Genomic DNA, 13,984 nt, shown 5'->3' with positions numbered 1-13,984 from the left:
TCCGCCAGGTCAGGGTCGGGCCGGCTCACACTCCTCGCCGTGCACCCGCTCCGGCGGAAAGGACATCGCCACCATGCAGGCGCTCGTCGACGACGTGATCAAGCAGCGCCGCGCCGACAGCGTCACCAGCTCCAAGGACCTGCTGGGCCTGATGCTGGAGGCGGCCGACCCGCAGAGCGGCGCGCGGCTGTCCGACGAGAACATCCGCAACCAGGTCCTGACCTTCCTCATCGCCGGCCACGAGACCACCAGCGGCCTGCTCTCCTTCGCCCTGTACAACCTGCTGCGCGAGCCCCACACGCTGGCCCGCGCCTACGAGGAGGTGGACAGGCTGCTGCCGGGCGACGAGCCGCCTGCCTACGAGACCGTGATGAAGCTCGACGTCATCCCGCGCATCCTGGAGGAGACGCTGCGGGTCTGGTCGCCGATCCCGGCGTTCAGCGTGAGCGCGATCGAGGACACCACGATCGGCGGCTACCCCATCCCCAAGGACCAGGGGGTCGTCGTGCTGCTGCCGGTGCTGCACCGCAACCCCAAGGCGTGGGAGCGGCCCGAAGAGTTCGACATCGACCGCTGGCTGCCGGAGAACAGGCAGGACCACCACCCGGGCGCGTACAAGCCGTTCGGCAACGGCGAGCGGGCCTGCATCGGCCGTCAGTTCGCGCTCACCGAGGCCAGGCTGGCGCTGGCGATGATCCTGCGCCGCTTCGCGCTGTCCGACCCGGACGTGTACCGCATGAAGATCAAGCAGACGCTCACGATCAAGCCGGACGGGTTCACGCTCCGGGTGCGCGAGCGCCGCGCCCACGAGCGGACGGCCGCCGTCGCCGAGGCCGCCGAGATCGCCGAGCAGCAGGAGATCGCCGTCACCGGCGTGCCGCTCACCATCGCGTACGGCTCCAACCTCGGCACCAGCGCCGACATCGCCGAGCGGCTGGCCGAGCGGGCCGGGCGGGCCGGGTTCGCCACCACGCTGACCTCGCTCGACGAGCTGGCCCCGCCGAGCGAGGGCCCGCTGGTCGTGGTCGCCTCCTCCTACAACGGCAAGGCGCCCGACAACGCCCAGCGCTTCGACGCCCTCGAGGCGCTGCCCGACCTGTCCGGGGTCCGCCTCGCCGTGCTGGGCTGCGGGAACACGCAGTGGCCCACGTACCAGGCGTTCCCAAGGCGTGCTTACGAGAAGCTGACGGCCGCGGGAGCGGTGCCGCTGATCGAGCGGGGCGAGGCCGACGCCGACGGCGACTTCGACGGTGACGTGTCGGCGTGGACGGCCCGGCTGTGGGCGGCGCTGGCCGAGGAGTACAGCGCCCACTCGGATCTGGGCGCCGAGTCCGCGGGGCCGCGTTACGAGATGGAGGTGCTCAGCGAGGCCGAGGTCCGGCCGGCCGTCGTCTCCGAGCGGGCCTTCCCGCTGACCGTCGTCTCCAACGAGGAGCTGACCGGCGACCCCACCGGCCTCTGGGACTTCTCGGTCGAAGGGCCGCGCCCCGGCGTGCGCTCCATCGTGGCCAGACTGCCCGAGGGCGTCACGTACGCGGCCGGCGACCATGTGGCCGTCTTCGCCAAGAACGACCCCGAGCTGGTCGAATGGGCGCTGCGCTGCCTGCGCGTCCCGAGGGACCAGGTCGTGCGGCTGCGCGCCGCCGGAGCCACCCACCTGCCGGTGGAAACGCCCGTGACGGCCGGGTTGCTGCTGACCGAGTTCGCCGAGGTGCAGGAGGTGGCGACCAGGGCCGACCTGGAGGCGCTGGCCGCGCACACCGCCTGCCCGTGGACGCGCGGCCAGCTGACCGCGCTGACCGCCGGCTACGTCGACGAGATCCTCGCCAAGCGGGTCTCCCCGCTGGCGCTGCTGGAGCGGTTCCCCGCGATCGAGCTGCCGCTGCCGGTGTTCCTGGAGATGGCCGGGCCGATCAAGCCGCGCTACTACTCCGTTTCGTCGTCGCCGCTGGCCGACCCGTCGCTGGTACGGCTCACGGTCGGGCTCGTGGAGGGCCCCGCCTGGTCCGGCGCCGGCACCTACCAGGGCATGTGCTCGGCCTACCTCGCCGGGCTGAAGGAAGGCGAGGTCTTCTACGGCTACGTCCGCGTGCCCGCGCCGCCGTTCCGGCTCCCTGACGACCCGGCCACGCCCGTGATCCTCGTCGGCCCCGGCACCGGGTTCGCGCCGCTGCGCGGCTTCCTCGAGGAACGCGCGCTGGCGGGCGCCGGCGGGCGGGCCGAGGTGTTCGCCGGGTGCCGTCACCCCGAGCACGACCTGCTGTACGCGGACGAGCTCGCGGCCTGGGCGGAGCGGGACGAGGTGCGGGTGCACGCCGCGTACTCGGCCGTGCCCGGGCATCCGTACCGGTTCGTGCAGGACGCCGTGGCGGCGCACGCCGATGAGGTGTGGCAGCTGCTGGAGCAGGGCGCTCACGTGTACGTCTGCGGCGACGGCCTGCGGATGGCGCCCGCCGTGCGGCGGGCGCTGCTGGACCTCTACCGGGAACGGACGGGTGAGGACGGCGCCGCGTGGCTGGCCAGCCTGGAGACGGACGGCCGCTACCAGCAGGACGTGTTCGCCTGAGCCTGGTATGGTCGCCCGCCCGGGCCGGGCGATCCTACCGCGACCTGGGAAAAGCCGTGGCTCACAGTTGGTAGAGCGTTCTCGACAATCCGGACTTAGGCCTTCATCCTGGGATATAACCGCAGCATGCGCGACATATCCGTGGAACGTGCTCGAAATCTTTCCACGGCACTGTGAGAGCCTCTGGAAAGGGGGCGGCAATGCTGCTGCGACTGAGGGTGTCGCTGCCGGATCGGCCAGGTGGACTGGGGCAGGTGGCCAAGGCGCTGGGCACACTCGGAGCCGACATCCTGCAGGTCACCGTTCTCGAACGGGAGGCTGGACGGGCCGTGGACGACTTCACCGTCTCGTGGCCCGGCCCGGTGACCGCGTCGGAGGCGCGCGAGCGGCTGTCCGTCGTGCCCGGCGTACGGGTTGAGGGGGTCTGGGCGACCAAGGAGGTGCCGGGTTCGGCGTTGGACTACGACCTGCTCATGCACGTCGTGGCCGAGCCGGGACGGGGCTTCGCCACGCTGGTGGACGCGCTGCCGGGGTTGTGCGGGGCGGAATGGTCGCTGGCGGTGGCCGACGGTGCCATAAGGCATGCATCGCTGGCCGCTCCCGACACGTTCGACCTGCCGGAGCCGCCGCCGCGGGCCATCTCACTCGACGCCCGCGAACTGCGGCTGATGTTGCTGCCGGTGGTGGCGCTGGGCATGCACGTGATCGTGGCCCGCGCCGAGGGCCCGGTGTTCCACCGCGCCGAATTGGAACGTGCCGCCCGCATCGTGGACGTCGTCGCCAGGCTTGCCGCCCGCGCGCCGGTCTAGTCGTGGCGAGGGATGCCCGACACCTCGTGGTCGGCGTGGAACAGGGCCTCCGCGATGACGGCCCGTACGTGTGAGTCACGGGCCCGGTAGAGCACCCGGCGGCCGTCCCGCCGGGTGGTCACCAGGCCGGCGAGACGGAGCTTGGCCAGGTGCTGCGACACCGACGGCCGGGGCACGCCGATGGACTCGGCAAGTGAGTTCACGTCCCACTCGGCGGACGACAGCAACCACATCAGTCTGAGGCGTGTCGCATCGCTGAGCATGCGGAAGGCGTCAACGGCCGCGGTCACCTGTTTCTGCGTGGGGTGCAGTTGCTCCTGCGAGTGGTTGGCACCTGAGGCGTTGTCGCGTGCGTACATGACTACATATCCTGGTCAACAGGGATGAAGAGCGCAAGTGAGGCGATGCCATGTCTGACCAGCAGCGGGATTCCGGCTCGACCCCTCAGGACGCCCATGCGGACGGGCAGGCTCATGGGCAGGCTCATGGGCATGGGCACGGGCATGGGCACGGGCACGGGCACGGGCACGGGCACGGGCACGGGCACGGGCATGGGCATGGGCACGGGCACGAAGGCGGGGCGGAGGCGCCGGGACGGCGGCGTGGGGTGAAGGCGGCGCTGGGACGGGTGGCGCATGCCGTCGCGCCGCACAGCCACGACAGCGCCGACAAGACCGACGCCGCTCTCGAATCCAGCAGCCGGGGCATGCGCGTGCTGGCCATCTCGTTCGCCGTCCTGATGGCCACCGCCGCCGTGCAAGCCGTGATCGTCGTGGTGTCCGGCTCGGTCGCGCTGCTCGGCGACACCCTGCACAACTTCGCCGACGCGCTCACCGCCGTACCGCTGGCCATCGCGTTCTCCGTCGGCCGCCGCGCCGCCACCCGCCGCTTCACCTACGGGTACGGCCGGGCGGAGGACCTCGCGGGCATCGTCATCGTCCTGCTCATCGCCGTCTCCGCGGGATTGGCCGGGTACGAGGCGATCAAGCGGCTCATGGATCCTCAGGACATCCAGGCGGTCTGGTGGGTCGCGGCCGCGGGGGTGGTGGGCTTCCTCGGCAACGAATGGGTGGCCAGGTACCGCATCAAAGTGGGGCGGGAGATCGGCTCGGCCGCACTCGTCGCCGACGGCCTGCACGCCAGGACCGACGGGTTCACCTCATTGGCCGTCCTCCTGGGCGCGGGCGGCGCCGGGCTCGGCTTCCCGATCGCCGACCCGATCGTCGGCCTGCTGATCACCGCCGCCATCTGCTTCGTCCTGCGCGACGCCGCCCGCGAGATCTACCACCGGCTCATGGACGCCGTGGATCCCGCGCTCGTGGACGCCGCCGAACACATCATCGCCGGGGTGGAGGGCGTCCAGCAGGTCGGGTCCGTACGGCTGCGCTGGATCGGGCACGCGCTCCACGCCGAGGTGGAGATTCTCGTCGATCACGACATGTCCGTCGTGGACGCCCACGCGGTGGCGGTGGAGGCCGAGCACCGGCTGATCCATGAGCTACCCCGCCTGCGCGCGGCCACCGTCCACACGGACCCGCACGGTCCGGCCGGCGCCGACCACCACGCCACGCTCTCCACCCACCGCACCACCTGACCGCGTCCCCGCCGGCCCAGCCCCGTGCCCTCGGAGTAGATCGTTGGCCAGCCCTTTCGTGTTGCCGACATGTGGGGCCGGTGACGCGGCCCCAGGGCTGGCACTCCAAGTTTCGCTCACATGTTCTATCCGGCCTTGCTGAATATCTGTAGTCTATCGATCACTGAATGTAAAGGTCTGGGACGGAGGTCGGTCATGCAGGCGTACCGGGTCGCTGCTGACCGGCACCTGCTGATCCCATTGTCGTCTGACCGGCGCGCGACTCGGCGAAGGTGTGACGGATGAGCGGGCGTTAGATGGCCGGCAAACGGCTGCGGACAATCGTGGCGCCGTTCACCGTCGCCGCGCCCGCGGGGGCGCGGATTCGGGATCGGCTGCGCCTGTCCGAGCGTGATGTCGAGGTCCTGACCGCGGTCGGTCGTCATCTTGGCAGCCATGCCTGTGTTGATCTGGCCGAGCGTATTCGCATTGGCGACGTCAAGGCGGCGCGGAATCGGCGGGCGGAGCGGAAGAAGCGGCTGACCGCGGTGTCCTCGTCGCGGTGGGCCGGGGCGATGACCCGCACCTCAGAGGATCAGTACCAGTTGGCGCTGCGTTGCCTGCACGACGAACGGGCCGGTCTGCGCCGCGCCATCGCCATGATCAGCAAACGGCTGCCGGTGGTGTGTGGCGACCGCGAAGGCCGGATCCGCGGGTACGCCGATCAGGAGGAGCGCTGGCACAAGCAACGTCGGCTGCAGGTGCTCACCGCCCGGCTGACACGGGTGGAAGACCGCATCGACAAAGGCCGGCCGGCGATCGCGGCCGGCGGCCGCCGGCTGGCCAAGGCCCGGCACCACCTCACCGACGCCGAGCTCTCCGAGCAGCAGTGGCGCCGACCGTGGGAGGCGCGGCGGATGTTCCTGACCGCCGACGGAGAGACGGGAGCGCCGTTCGGGAACTACACCATCACCGTCGACCCCGGCGACGACTCGGTGACGATCGTGCTGCCGGAGCCGCTGCGGCACCTGGCCAACGTCCCCCGGGGGCGTTACCGGCTGGCCGGCATGGTGCGTTTTCACCACCGCCGGGAGGATTGGCTGGACCGTGTGCAGGCCAACCGGGCGGTGCGCTACGACATCACTCACGACCCGGACCGGGATCGCTGGTATCTGGACGCCTCCTGGTCGACCGACGCCCCGGCCTTGCCATGCCCGGACCAACTGGCCGCCTCCGGGGCACGACTGCTGAGCGTGGACCTCAACGCCGACCACCTGGCCGCCTGCGTCGTCGACGCCTGCGGCAACCCGATCGGCCAGCCCATCACGATCCCGACCGTGCTGACCGGCCCCGCCTCCCAGCGCGACGGGCGGCTGCGGCAGGCGATCAGCGAGCTGATCCACCTCGCCCACCAGCACCACTGCGCCGGGATCGCGATCGAGAACCTGGGCTTCGCCGACGCCCGCGCCACCGGCCGAGAAACCATGGGACGCGGCAAGCGGGGCAAGACCTTCCGCCGCACCGTCGCCGGCATCCCCACCGCACGCTTTCGCGAACGGCTGCGCGGCATGGCCTACCACCGCGGCCTGCTCGTGGTCGCCGTCGATCCGGCCTACACCTCCCGCTGGGGTGCCCAGCACTGGCAGCGCCCGCTCCAGCAACAGACCAAACAGAACACCCAGCAGAACACCGAGAACATGGTCACCCGGCATCATGGTGCCGCGGTGGCGATCGCACGACGCGCCTTCGGACACGGGATCCGGCGTCGGCCAGGTGTGACCGCCCGCCACCAGAGGATGGCGGCGCGGAGAGCTACCGGCCAGACCGCATCCCGCCCGCCGGCGCACGGGACCGCGAGCCCGCAAAGGACCGCAGGCACGCCCCCCGAAGGCGGCAAGACCTGTCGGAGCCCAGGCGACCAGCTCACGCCGCTCCCCGCACCCAAGACCGTTCGGGGTGCACCCGGACCCAACCCAGGCCCGGTTTATGGCGATGCGGCCCATGTCGGCTAACGCCCCTAGAAACGGTAGGTTGGTGCGGGTGTCCGCACCTTCGTCTCCCAGCACCAGGCTTGCCTGGCTGGACGCTCTGCGTGGCATTGGCGCGCTCGCCGTCGTGGCCGAGCACCTGCTCCCTTGGTTCCTCCCGGCCCTCAGGCCGTACTGGTTCAATCTGGGCGTCTACGGCATCCTGGTGTTCTTCCTGGTCAGCGGCTACATCATCCCCACGTCGCTGGAGCGGCACGGCGACGTGCGAGCCTTCTGGATCAGCCGGATCTTCCGCCTCTACCCGCTCTACCTGAGCGTGATCGCCCTGGTGCTGGCCCTGGCGTGGTGGGTGCCGGTGCGCGCGGAGGTGCCGCGCGACGGCAGTGCGGTGGCGGCGCACGCGACCATGCTGCTCGACGTCGTGAACGTGGGCGGCGTGGCCGACACGATGTGGACGCTCTCGTACGAGATGGTGTTCTATCTGCTGGTCACCGCGCTGTTCCTGACGGGGGCGCAGCACCGTAGCGGGGAGTTGTCCATGGGGTTCGCGGCCGCCGCGGTGGTCGTGGGGCTGGTGGCGTCGGGCGCCGTGTTCGTGGGCGGGTGGCCGGCATACGTGTCGGCCGGGGTGTTCGCGGCCGGAGTGGCCTGCGTGATGTGGGGCCGGGCCCGGAAACCCGCGGCCTGTGTGCTCGGCCTGATGGCGCTGGCGGCGCTGCTGCTGAGCAGCCGGGTGCCGTGGCTGGGGACGGCGGTGCTGGCGGTCATGTTCGCGGGCACGGCGATCCACCGATGGGAACGCGGCACGGGGCGGTTGTGGCCGGTGGCGGTCACGACGGCGCTGGTCGCGATCGCGCCGCTCTGGGCCATCGAGAGCGGCTGGTGGTGGGTGCAGCCGGACGTGTGGCTCACCACGATCGTGCTGGCCGGGGCCACGTTCGCGGGCGGGATGGCACTGCGCGGGCGGCGGCTGCCCAGGATGCTCGTCTGGCTCGGACTGGTCAGCTACTCGCTCTACCTGGTGCACCATCCGCTGCTGAAGTACTTCGTGGCGATCACCGGCGACCTTCGGCAGGCGGACCTGCCGTACCAGGCGGGCATGGCGGCGCTGGCCTTGGCCGTGGTGCTGGGCGTGAGCGCGCTGGCCTACCGCTTCATCGAACGGCCCGGGCAGGCGCTTGGCCGCCGCATCTCAGGCCGGGACGCCGGCGGGCTCCAGCGCCGCACCGATCCGGGGGTGGCGGGACAGGACCCGGGCCACGACGGGGTCCTCGGCCATCAGGAAGGCCAGGTGCCTGACGGCGTGCGCGACCACGTTGGCCAGGGCGACGTGGTCAGGTGACGGTGTGGCGGGCGCCCCGCCGCGGGCGATCTCCAGCACGGGCACCTCGATCGCGGGCAGCCAGGGCGACGGATCAGGGCAGACGGCGTAGGTCAGCACGATCCGGCCGTCGGGCTCGTGCCGCCAGCTGGTGGAATGCAGCACGGTGCCCGGATCGGCGGCCGGCACGCCGCTGAGGCGCCGCGCGGCCTCGTCCGGGCTCTCGCCGCGTCTCGGCCTGGTCATGGCATGCCGGTACGACCAGCGATTGTCGGTGCCCACCCGTAGCATGAGCGTCTCAACCGAGACCACGTGTCTCCCCGTCACCGCCAACAACTTACTGCCAACTATATGCAACTGCGTTCATGGCGCATATCTCCCCCTGGTCTTGAACAGCGCGGCGAGCCGGCTGTAGTCGATGGCGTGCGAAAGAGAGGCCGACAGCCATGCCCGGTTTGCTGGTGCTGATGGGGTCGGGCGAGACGAGCCCGACCATGGTCGAGATCCACCGCGCCGCGGCGCGGACCCTGCGCGCCGGAGCGCGGGCCGTGCTGCTCGACACTCCCTACGCCTTCCAGGAAAACCGCGCCGACATCTCCGCCCGCGCCTGCCGATACTTCGCCCGCAGCGTCGGCCTGGATGTCGAGGTGGGCTCCGGGATCGCCGGCGCCGACTGGGTGTTCTCCGGCCCGGGCAGCCCCACGTACGCGCTGGACCGGTGGGCGCAGTCGGGGGTGGCCGGCGACCTGCGGGCCCGCGTTCGCGCACGTCAGGGCGTGACCGTGCTGGCCTCGGCGGCGGCCTGCACGGCGGGGCTGGCCACCGTGCCGGTCTACGAGATCTACAAGGTGGGTGCGGAGCCCCACTGGCGCGAGGGCCTCGGCCTGCTGGAGCCGCTCGGGCTGCGGGCCGTGCTCATCCCGCACTTCGACAACGCCGAGGGCGGCACCCACGACACCCGCTACTGCTACCTGGGCGAGCGCCGGCTGTCCCGCATGGAGCGGGAGCTGCCGGCCGGCACCGCGGTCCTGGGGCTCGACGAGCACACGGCGGTCGTCATCGACCTGGAGAGCGAGACGGTGCTGGTGGCGGGCCGGGGCGGGGTGACCGTGCGGCGGCCGGGCTCGGCGGTGGTGTTGCCGGCCGGCACCCGTACCGACCTGGCTGAGCTGCGCCGCCTGGCCGAGGGTCGCGCGGGCGGCTCCGCGCCGCCGCCCGTCGCCGCCGCGCAGGCCGCTCCTGCCGAGGTCACGCTGGAGGAGACGATCCGGTCCTGTGAGGAGCGGTTCAAGGCGGCCGCGGCCCGGCCGGACATGGTCGCGGCCGCGCAGACCGTGCTCCACCTCGAGGCCGAGCTCGTCAAGTGGGCGGCCGACACCGAGGAGGACGCCGGCGGGGTGGACCAGGCGAGGGAGCTGATGCGGCTGCTCATCGCCCGCCTCGGCGAGCTCGCCTCGACGGCCCGTCTGCGCTCCCACGTGGAGCCGCTCCTGGGGCTCCGCACGCGGCTGCGGGACGAGGGGCGGTACGACGTGGCGGACGCGCTGCGAGAGGCGATGCTGGCGGGCGGTGTCGTGGTGGAGGACACGCCGGACGGACCTCGCTGGTCCCCAGCTCCGTAGGGCGCGCCGGTGGAGCTGGCGGCGGGGCGGGTCGATGCGGGCCCCGTCCGGGGGCTAGCGGCGGGGCGGGTCGATGCGGGCCCCGTCCGGGGTGAAGATCATGATGCGGGAGAGGTCCACGGCGACCTTGGCGGCGTCGCCGGCGCGCCAGACCGGCCGGTTGCCCAGGCGGACGATCAGATCGGTGCGGCGGTGGACGCCGCTGTTCGGGTTCTGGCCCACCCGCTCCTGCTCCTGATGCTCCTCCTGCGGGGCCGAGAACAGCCGCCGCACCAGCCCGGACAGCTTGCCCGAGCCGTTCTTGTCGCCGTTGACCCGCTCTCTGGGGTCCGGCGGCTCGGGCACCGGAACGGCGGGCATGCCGCACTCCAAGTACGCCAGCCACTCGTGCCCGTGGTACTCCAGCGCCCGCACCCGCCCGAAGAACGCCGGCCCCTCGTACGTCTCCGGCACCGGCGCCAGCCCGTCAGGCCGCAGCCCCACCAGCACGTGGCCACCGGTGTGCTGCGAGATGGCGTACGCGCGCGGATCGCTCCAGGGCAGCGTCAGCCGGTGCGGGCCGAAGTCGAGCATCACGTACTGGTTCTGCGGCGTCCTTACCGTGGCCGCCAACAGGTTCAACTGCTGCGAGTTGAGGAACGCCGCCACGAACGCCGTGGCTGGATCGTTGTAAATCTGGGCCGGAGTGCCCACGTCCTGCAGGACGCCGCGATTCAGAATGGCGATCCTGTCGGCCAGCGTGAGCGCCTCCACCTGGTCGTGCGTCACGTAGATGGTGGTGACGCCGAGCGACCTGACCAGCGCGGAGATCTCCATGCGCAGCTCGGTGCGCATGCCGGCGTCGAGGTTCGACAGTGGCTCGTCCATGAGGAACAACTTGGGCTGGCGCACGATCGCCCGCCCCATCGCGACCCGCTGACGCTGACCGCCGGAGAGCGTGCCCGGGCGGCGATCGAGCGTCTCGTCGATGTGCAACGCCTTCGACAGCTCCGTGACCCGATCACGCACCATCGCCGGGTCCGACTTGGCGATCTCCAAGGGGAAGGCGATGTTCCCGCGCACCGTCCGGTGCGGGTACAGGGCGCCGTTCTGGAACACCATGGCGACGTCGCGGTCGCGCGGCGCCAGGTGGTTGGCGAGCTCTCCGTCCAGCCAGAGGTCCCCCTGGGTGATCTCCTCCAGGCCCGCGATCATGCGCAGCAAAGTGGACTTGCCGCAGCCGGAAGGGCCGAGGAGGACGAGGAACTCGCCGTCTTCGGCCCGCAGGCTGAGCCGGTCGACTGCGAGGTAGCCGCCCGGATACACCTTGGTCACTTTGTCGAGAACGACCGAGCTCATGGGCCCACACCTTGCGCGCGTGTCACCTGTGACGGGGCTGATTGAAGAGGTAGTACATCGCGCCTTAACGCCGCATGTCCACCCTTGACATAAAGAATCTGCTTCTAGGCATTTTCGGACGGGGGTTTTGGGCATCCGTACGCCGAAATTTCCGTATTGGTGGTTGATGGAAGGAGTTGCGTAAAGTTGCGGAAACCGCTTTCATAGTCGAAACAGTCGGGGGTGACCATGACCGCATGGTGGCGGGACGCCGTGATCTACCAGGTGTACGTGCGCAGTTTCGCCGACGGCGACGGCGACGGGGTCGGCGACCTGATCGGTATTCGCGATCGCCTGCCGTACCTGGCCGGGCTGGGGGTGGACGCCGTCTGGCTGACGCCCTTCTACCGCTCGCCGATGGCCGACTTCGGCTATGACGTGGCCGACTACCGTGACGTCGACCCGATGTTCGGCACCCTGGCCGACGCCAAGGCGCTCATCGACGAGGCACACCAGCACCGGCTGCGCGTGATCGTGGACATCGTCCCGAACCATACCTCCGCCGCCCACCCGTGGTTCCAGGAGGCGTTGCGCGGCGAGAAGCGTGATCGTTACATCTTCCGTGACCAGCCGAACGACTGGGAGTCGATCTTCGGCGGTCCGGCCTGGACGCAGGTCGCGGACGGGCAGTGGTATCTGCACCTGTTCGACCCCGCCCAGCCGGATCTCAACTGGGACAACGAGGAGGTGCGCGGCGAGTTCGAGTCGATCCTGCGGTTCTGGCTCGACCTGGGCGTGGACGGCTTCCGGGTGGACGTGGCGCACGGCATGGTCAAGCCGGCCGGACTGCCCGACATCGGCAAGGGCAACCAGGCCAGAATGGTCGGCAGGGAGCCGGTGCCGTTCTTCGACAACGACGGCGTGCACGAGATCCACCGGGCCTGGCGCCGCGTGCTCGACTCCTATCCCGGCGAGCGGATCGGCGTGGCCGAGGCGTGGGCGCCGACGCCCGAGCGGCTGGCCAGGTACGTCCGCCCGGACGAGCTGCACCAGGCGTTCAACTTCCACTACCTGTTCGCGCCGTGGGACGCCGCCGAGCTCCGCGCGGTGATCGACTCCTCGCTGGCCACGGCCGCGTCCGTGGGTGCGCCGACCACCTGGGTGTTGTCGAACCACGACGTCAAGCGGCACGTCACCCGTTACGGCAGCCTGGCCAGGGCCCGGGCGGCCGCGCTGCTGACGCTCGCGCTGCCCGGCTCGGCGTACGTCTACCAGGGCGAGGAGCTGGGCCTGCCCGAGGTGCTCGACCTGCCGCCCGAGGTGTGCCGGGACCCGCAGCGGCTGCGCGACCCCGACAGCGGCCGCGACGGCTGCCGGGTGCCGCTGCCGTGGACACGTGAGTCAGGCTGGGCGGACCCGTGGTTGCCGATCCCGGCCGACTGGGCGGAGCTGAGCGTGGAGGCACAGGACGGCGTCCCGGGCTCGACGTTGGAGCTGTACCGGGCGGCGCTGCGGCTGCGACGTTCCTTCGAAGGGGAGCTGATCTGGCACGACTCCCCCCGGGGCACGCTGGTGTTCTCCCGCGGCGAGCTGGTGTGCGCCGTCAATTTCACGGAAACACCTGTGGACTTCGGCCTGGAAGGAGAGTTGCTGCTGGCCTCGGATGAGCCTGGAGCAGCGAATTCCGCGGCCTGGTTGAAAGTAAAGTGTCGAGCATGAATGGTCACGCTCGCCTTGCCGACATCGCCGCCCAGGCCGGGGTGAGTGAGGCCACGGTCAGCCGGGTGCTCAACGGCAAACCCGGGGTCTCCGCCGGCACCCGCCAGGCGGTGATGGCCGCGCTCGACCTCATGGGCTACGAGCGCCCGCCACGGCTGCGGCAGCGCAGCAACGGGCTGGTCGGCCTGGTGACGCCCGAGCTGGACAACCCGATCTTCCCGGCGTTCGCGCAGGCCATCGAGAAGGCGCTGACCCAGCACGGCTACACGCCCGTGCTGTGCACCCAGCTGCCCGGTGGCGCGCCCGAGGACGAGTTCACCGAGCTGCTCGTGGACCGCGGAGTGAGCGGCATCGTGTTCGTGTCCGGGCTGCACGCCGACACGACCGCGCGGATGGACCGCTACACCCGCCTGATCGACCGCGGGCTGCCGATCGTGCTGGTCGACGGCTACAGCGAGCACATCGACGCGCCCTTCATCTCGCCCGACGACCGCATGGCCGTGCGGCTGTCCGTGCAGCACCTCGTCGACCTCGGCCACGAGCGCGTCGGGCTGGCACTGGGGCCGCGCAGGTTCGTGCCGGTGATCAGGAAGATCGAGGGCTTCAAGCAGGCCATGGCGCAGCTGCTCGGCGCGGCCGACGTGGACGACCTGATCGCGCACTCGCTGTTCTCGGTCGAGGGCGGTCAGGCCGCCGCCGCCCAGCTGCTCACCCGTGGCTGCACCGGCATCGTGTGCGCCAGCGACCTGATGGCCCTCGGCGCGATCCGCGCCTGCAGGGAGAAGGGGCTGGCGGTGCCGGGGGAGGTGTCCGTGGTCGGGTTCGACGACTCGCCGCTGATCGCGTTCACCGATCCGCCGCTGACCACGGTACGCAAGCCGATCGGCGCCATGGCTTCGGCCGCCGTGCAGACGCTGCTCGAAGAGGTCAACGGCGCGCCCGCCAAGCACGTCGAGCTGATGTTCCAGCCGGAGCTGGTGGTCCGCGGCTCCACCGGCTCGGGCCCGCTTGTCAACCGGTGAGGGAGTGCGGCGGTGTCTGGCGACCGACCCGCCTTCACGGAGTGGAG

The 13,984-nt window shown here is 71.0% G+C and carries 11 protein-coding genes; 9 read left to right on the top strand and 2 right to left on the bottom strand.

What is annotated here, in order from left to right; translation table 11 throughout:
- The first annotated feature begins 73 nt into the window (after positions 1–73).
- Positions 74–2,566, top strand: coding sequence for a bifunctional cytochrome P450/NADPH--P450 reductase (locus ETD86_RS07735; RefSeq protein ID WP_246147757.1), 2,493 nt, complete (start codon positions 74–76; stop codon positions 2,564–2,566).
- Between the two features lie 200 nt (positions 2,567–2,766).
- Positions 2,767–3,375: an ACT domain-containing protein gene (locus ETD86_RS07730; RefSeq protein WP_138665413.1), complete on the top strand. Its 609-nt coding sequence runs from the start codon at positions 2,767–2,769 to the stop codon at positions 3,373–3,375.
- Here the strand turns inward: ETD86_RS07730 and ETD86_RS07725 are convergent.
- Positions 3,372–3,734, bottom strand: coding sequence for an ArsR/SmtB family transcription factor (locus ETD86_RS07725; protein ID WP_138665412.1), 363 nt, complete (start codon positions 3,732–3,734; stop codon positions 3,372–3,374). The two genes, ETD86_RS07730 and ETD86_RS07725, sit on opposite strands and share 4 nt — an antisense overlap.
- 96 nt (positions 3,735–3,830) lie before the next feature.
- On the opposite strand from ETD86_RS07725, the gene ETD86_RS56785 reads away from it, so the two are divergent.
- From ETD86_RS56785 to ETD86_RS07705, 5 genes are all read left to right on the top strand, one after another.
- On the top strand, positions 3,831–3,986 hold the full coding sequence (locus tag ETD86_RS56785) for a hypothetical protein (RefSeq protein WP_211369890.1): 156 nt from the start codon (positions 3,831–3,833) through the stop codon (positions 3,984–3,986).
- Positions 3,983–4,969: a cation diffusion facilitator family transporter gene (locus ETD86_RS07720; RefSeq protein ID WP_246147755.1), complete on the top strand. Its 987-nt coding sequence runs from the start codon at positions 3,983–3,985 to the stop codon at positions 4,967–4,969. The genes ETD86_RS56785 and ETD86_RS07720 overlap by 4 nt, the downstream gene beginning before the upstream one ends.
- Before the next feature lie 296 nt (positions 4,970–5,265).
- A complete protein-coding gene (locus tag ETD86_RS07715; RefSeq protein ID WP_211369889.1) occupies positions 5,266–6,960 on the top strand; it encodes a transposase in 1,695 nt (564 codons plus the stop codon).
- Between the two features lie 28 nt (positions 6,961–6,988).
- Entirely contained in the window at positions 6,989–8,278 is a 1,290-nt protein-coding gene (locus ETD86_RS07710) for an acyltransferase family protein (RefSeq protein WP_246147753.1), read from the top strand.
- A 425-nt stretch (positions 8,279–8,703) separates the two neighbouring features.
- The gene (locus ETD86_RS07705) at positions 8,704–9,879 is read left to right on the top strand and encodes a cysteine--tRNA ligase (RefSeq protein WP_138665409.1); all 1,176 of its coding nucleotides are present in this window, start codon (positions 8,704–8,706) and stop codon (positions 9,877–9,879) included.
- 54 nt (positions 9,880–9,933) lie between these two features.
- On the opposite strand, the gene ETD86_RS07700 is transcribed toward ETD86_RS07705, so the two are convergent.
- On the bottom strand, positions 9,934–11,217 hold the full coding sequence (locus ETD86_RS07700) for an ABC transporter ATP-binding protein (RefSeq protein WP_138665408.1): 1,284 nt from the start codon (positions 11,215–11,217) through the stop codon (positions 9,934–9,936).
- A gap of 228 nt (positions 11,218–11,445) precedes the next feature.
- Here ETD86_RS07700 and ETD86_RS07695 point away from each other — a divergent pair, with 228 nt between their 5' ends.
- Both ETD86_RS07695 and ETD86_RS07690 read left to right on the top strand, forming a co-directional pair.
- Positions 11,446–12,915 carry a glycoside hydrolase family 13 protein gene (locus ETD86_RS07695; RefSeq protein ID WP_138665407.1) on the top strand — a complete coding sequence of 490 codons (1,470 nt, stop codon included), beginning with the start codon at positions 11,446–11,448 and terminating at the stop codon, positions 12,913–12,915.
- Positions 12,912–13,937, top strand: a complete 1,026-nt coding sequence (locus ETD86_RS07690; protein WP_138665406.1) for a LacI family DNA-binding transcriptional regulator — start codon at positions 12,912–12,914, stop codon at positions 13,935–13,937. The genes ETD86_RS07695 and ETD86_RS07690 overlap by 4 nt, the downstream gene beginning before the upstream one ends.
- Positions 13,938–13,984 lie beyond the last annotated feature (47 nt).

This window comes from Nonomuraea turkmeniaca, assembly GCF_005889735.1.
GTDB classification, from domain to species: Bacteria; Actinomycetota; Actinomycetes; order Streptosporangiales; family Streptosporangiaceae; genus Nonomuraea; species Nonomuraea turkmeniaca.
Note: the sequence above shows the minus strand (reverse complement) of the source record. Positions and strands in the feature narration are given on the sequence as shown.

Bases quoted from the DNA above. Each gene is read 5' to 3' on its own strand.
- ETD86_RS07735 (WP_246147757.1), top strand. From the start codon at position 74: ATGCAGGCGCTCGTCGACGACGTGATCAAGCAGCGCCGCGCCGACAGC.
- ETD86_RS07730 (WP_138665413.1), top strand. From the start codon at position 2,767: ATGCTGCTGCGACTGAGGGTGTCGCTGCCGGATCGGCCAGGTGGACTG.
- ETD86_RS07725 (WP_138665412.1), bottom strand. From the start codon at position 3,734: ATGTACGCACGCGACAACGCCTCAGGTGCCAACCACTCGCAGGAGCAA.
- ETD86_RS56785 (WP_211369890.1), top strand. From the start codon at position 3,831: ATGCGGACGGGCAGGCTCATGGGCAGGCTCATGGGCATGGGCACGGGC.
- ETD86_RS07715 (WP_211369889.1), top strand. From the start codon at position 5,266: ATGGCCGGCAAACGGCTGCGGACAATCGTGGCGCCGTTCACCGTCGCC.
- ETD86_RS07705 (WP_138665409.1), top strand. From the start codon at position 8,704: ATGCCCGGTTTGCTGGTGCTGATGGGGTCGGGCGAGACGAGCCCGACC.
- ETD86_RS07700 (WP_138665408.1), bottom strand. From the start codon at position 11,217: ATGAGCTCGGTCGTTCTCGACAAAGTGACCAAGGTGTATCCGGGCGGC.
- ETD86_RS07695 (WP_138665407.1), top strand. From the start codon at position 11,446: ATGACCGCATGGTGGCGGGACGCCGTGATCTACCAGGTGTACGTGCGC.
- ETD86_RS07690 (WP_138665406.1), top strand. From the start codon at position 12,912: ATGAATGGTCACGCTCGCCTTGCCGACATCGCCGCCCAGGCCGGGGTG.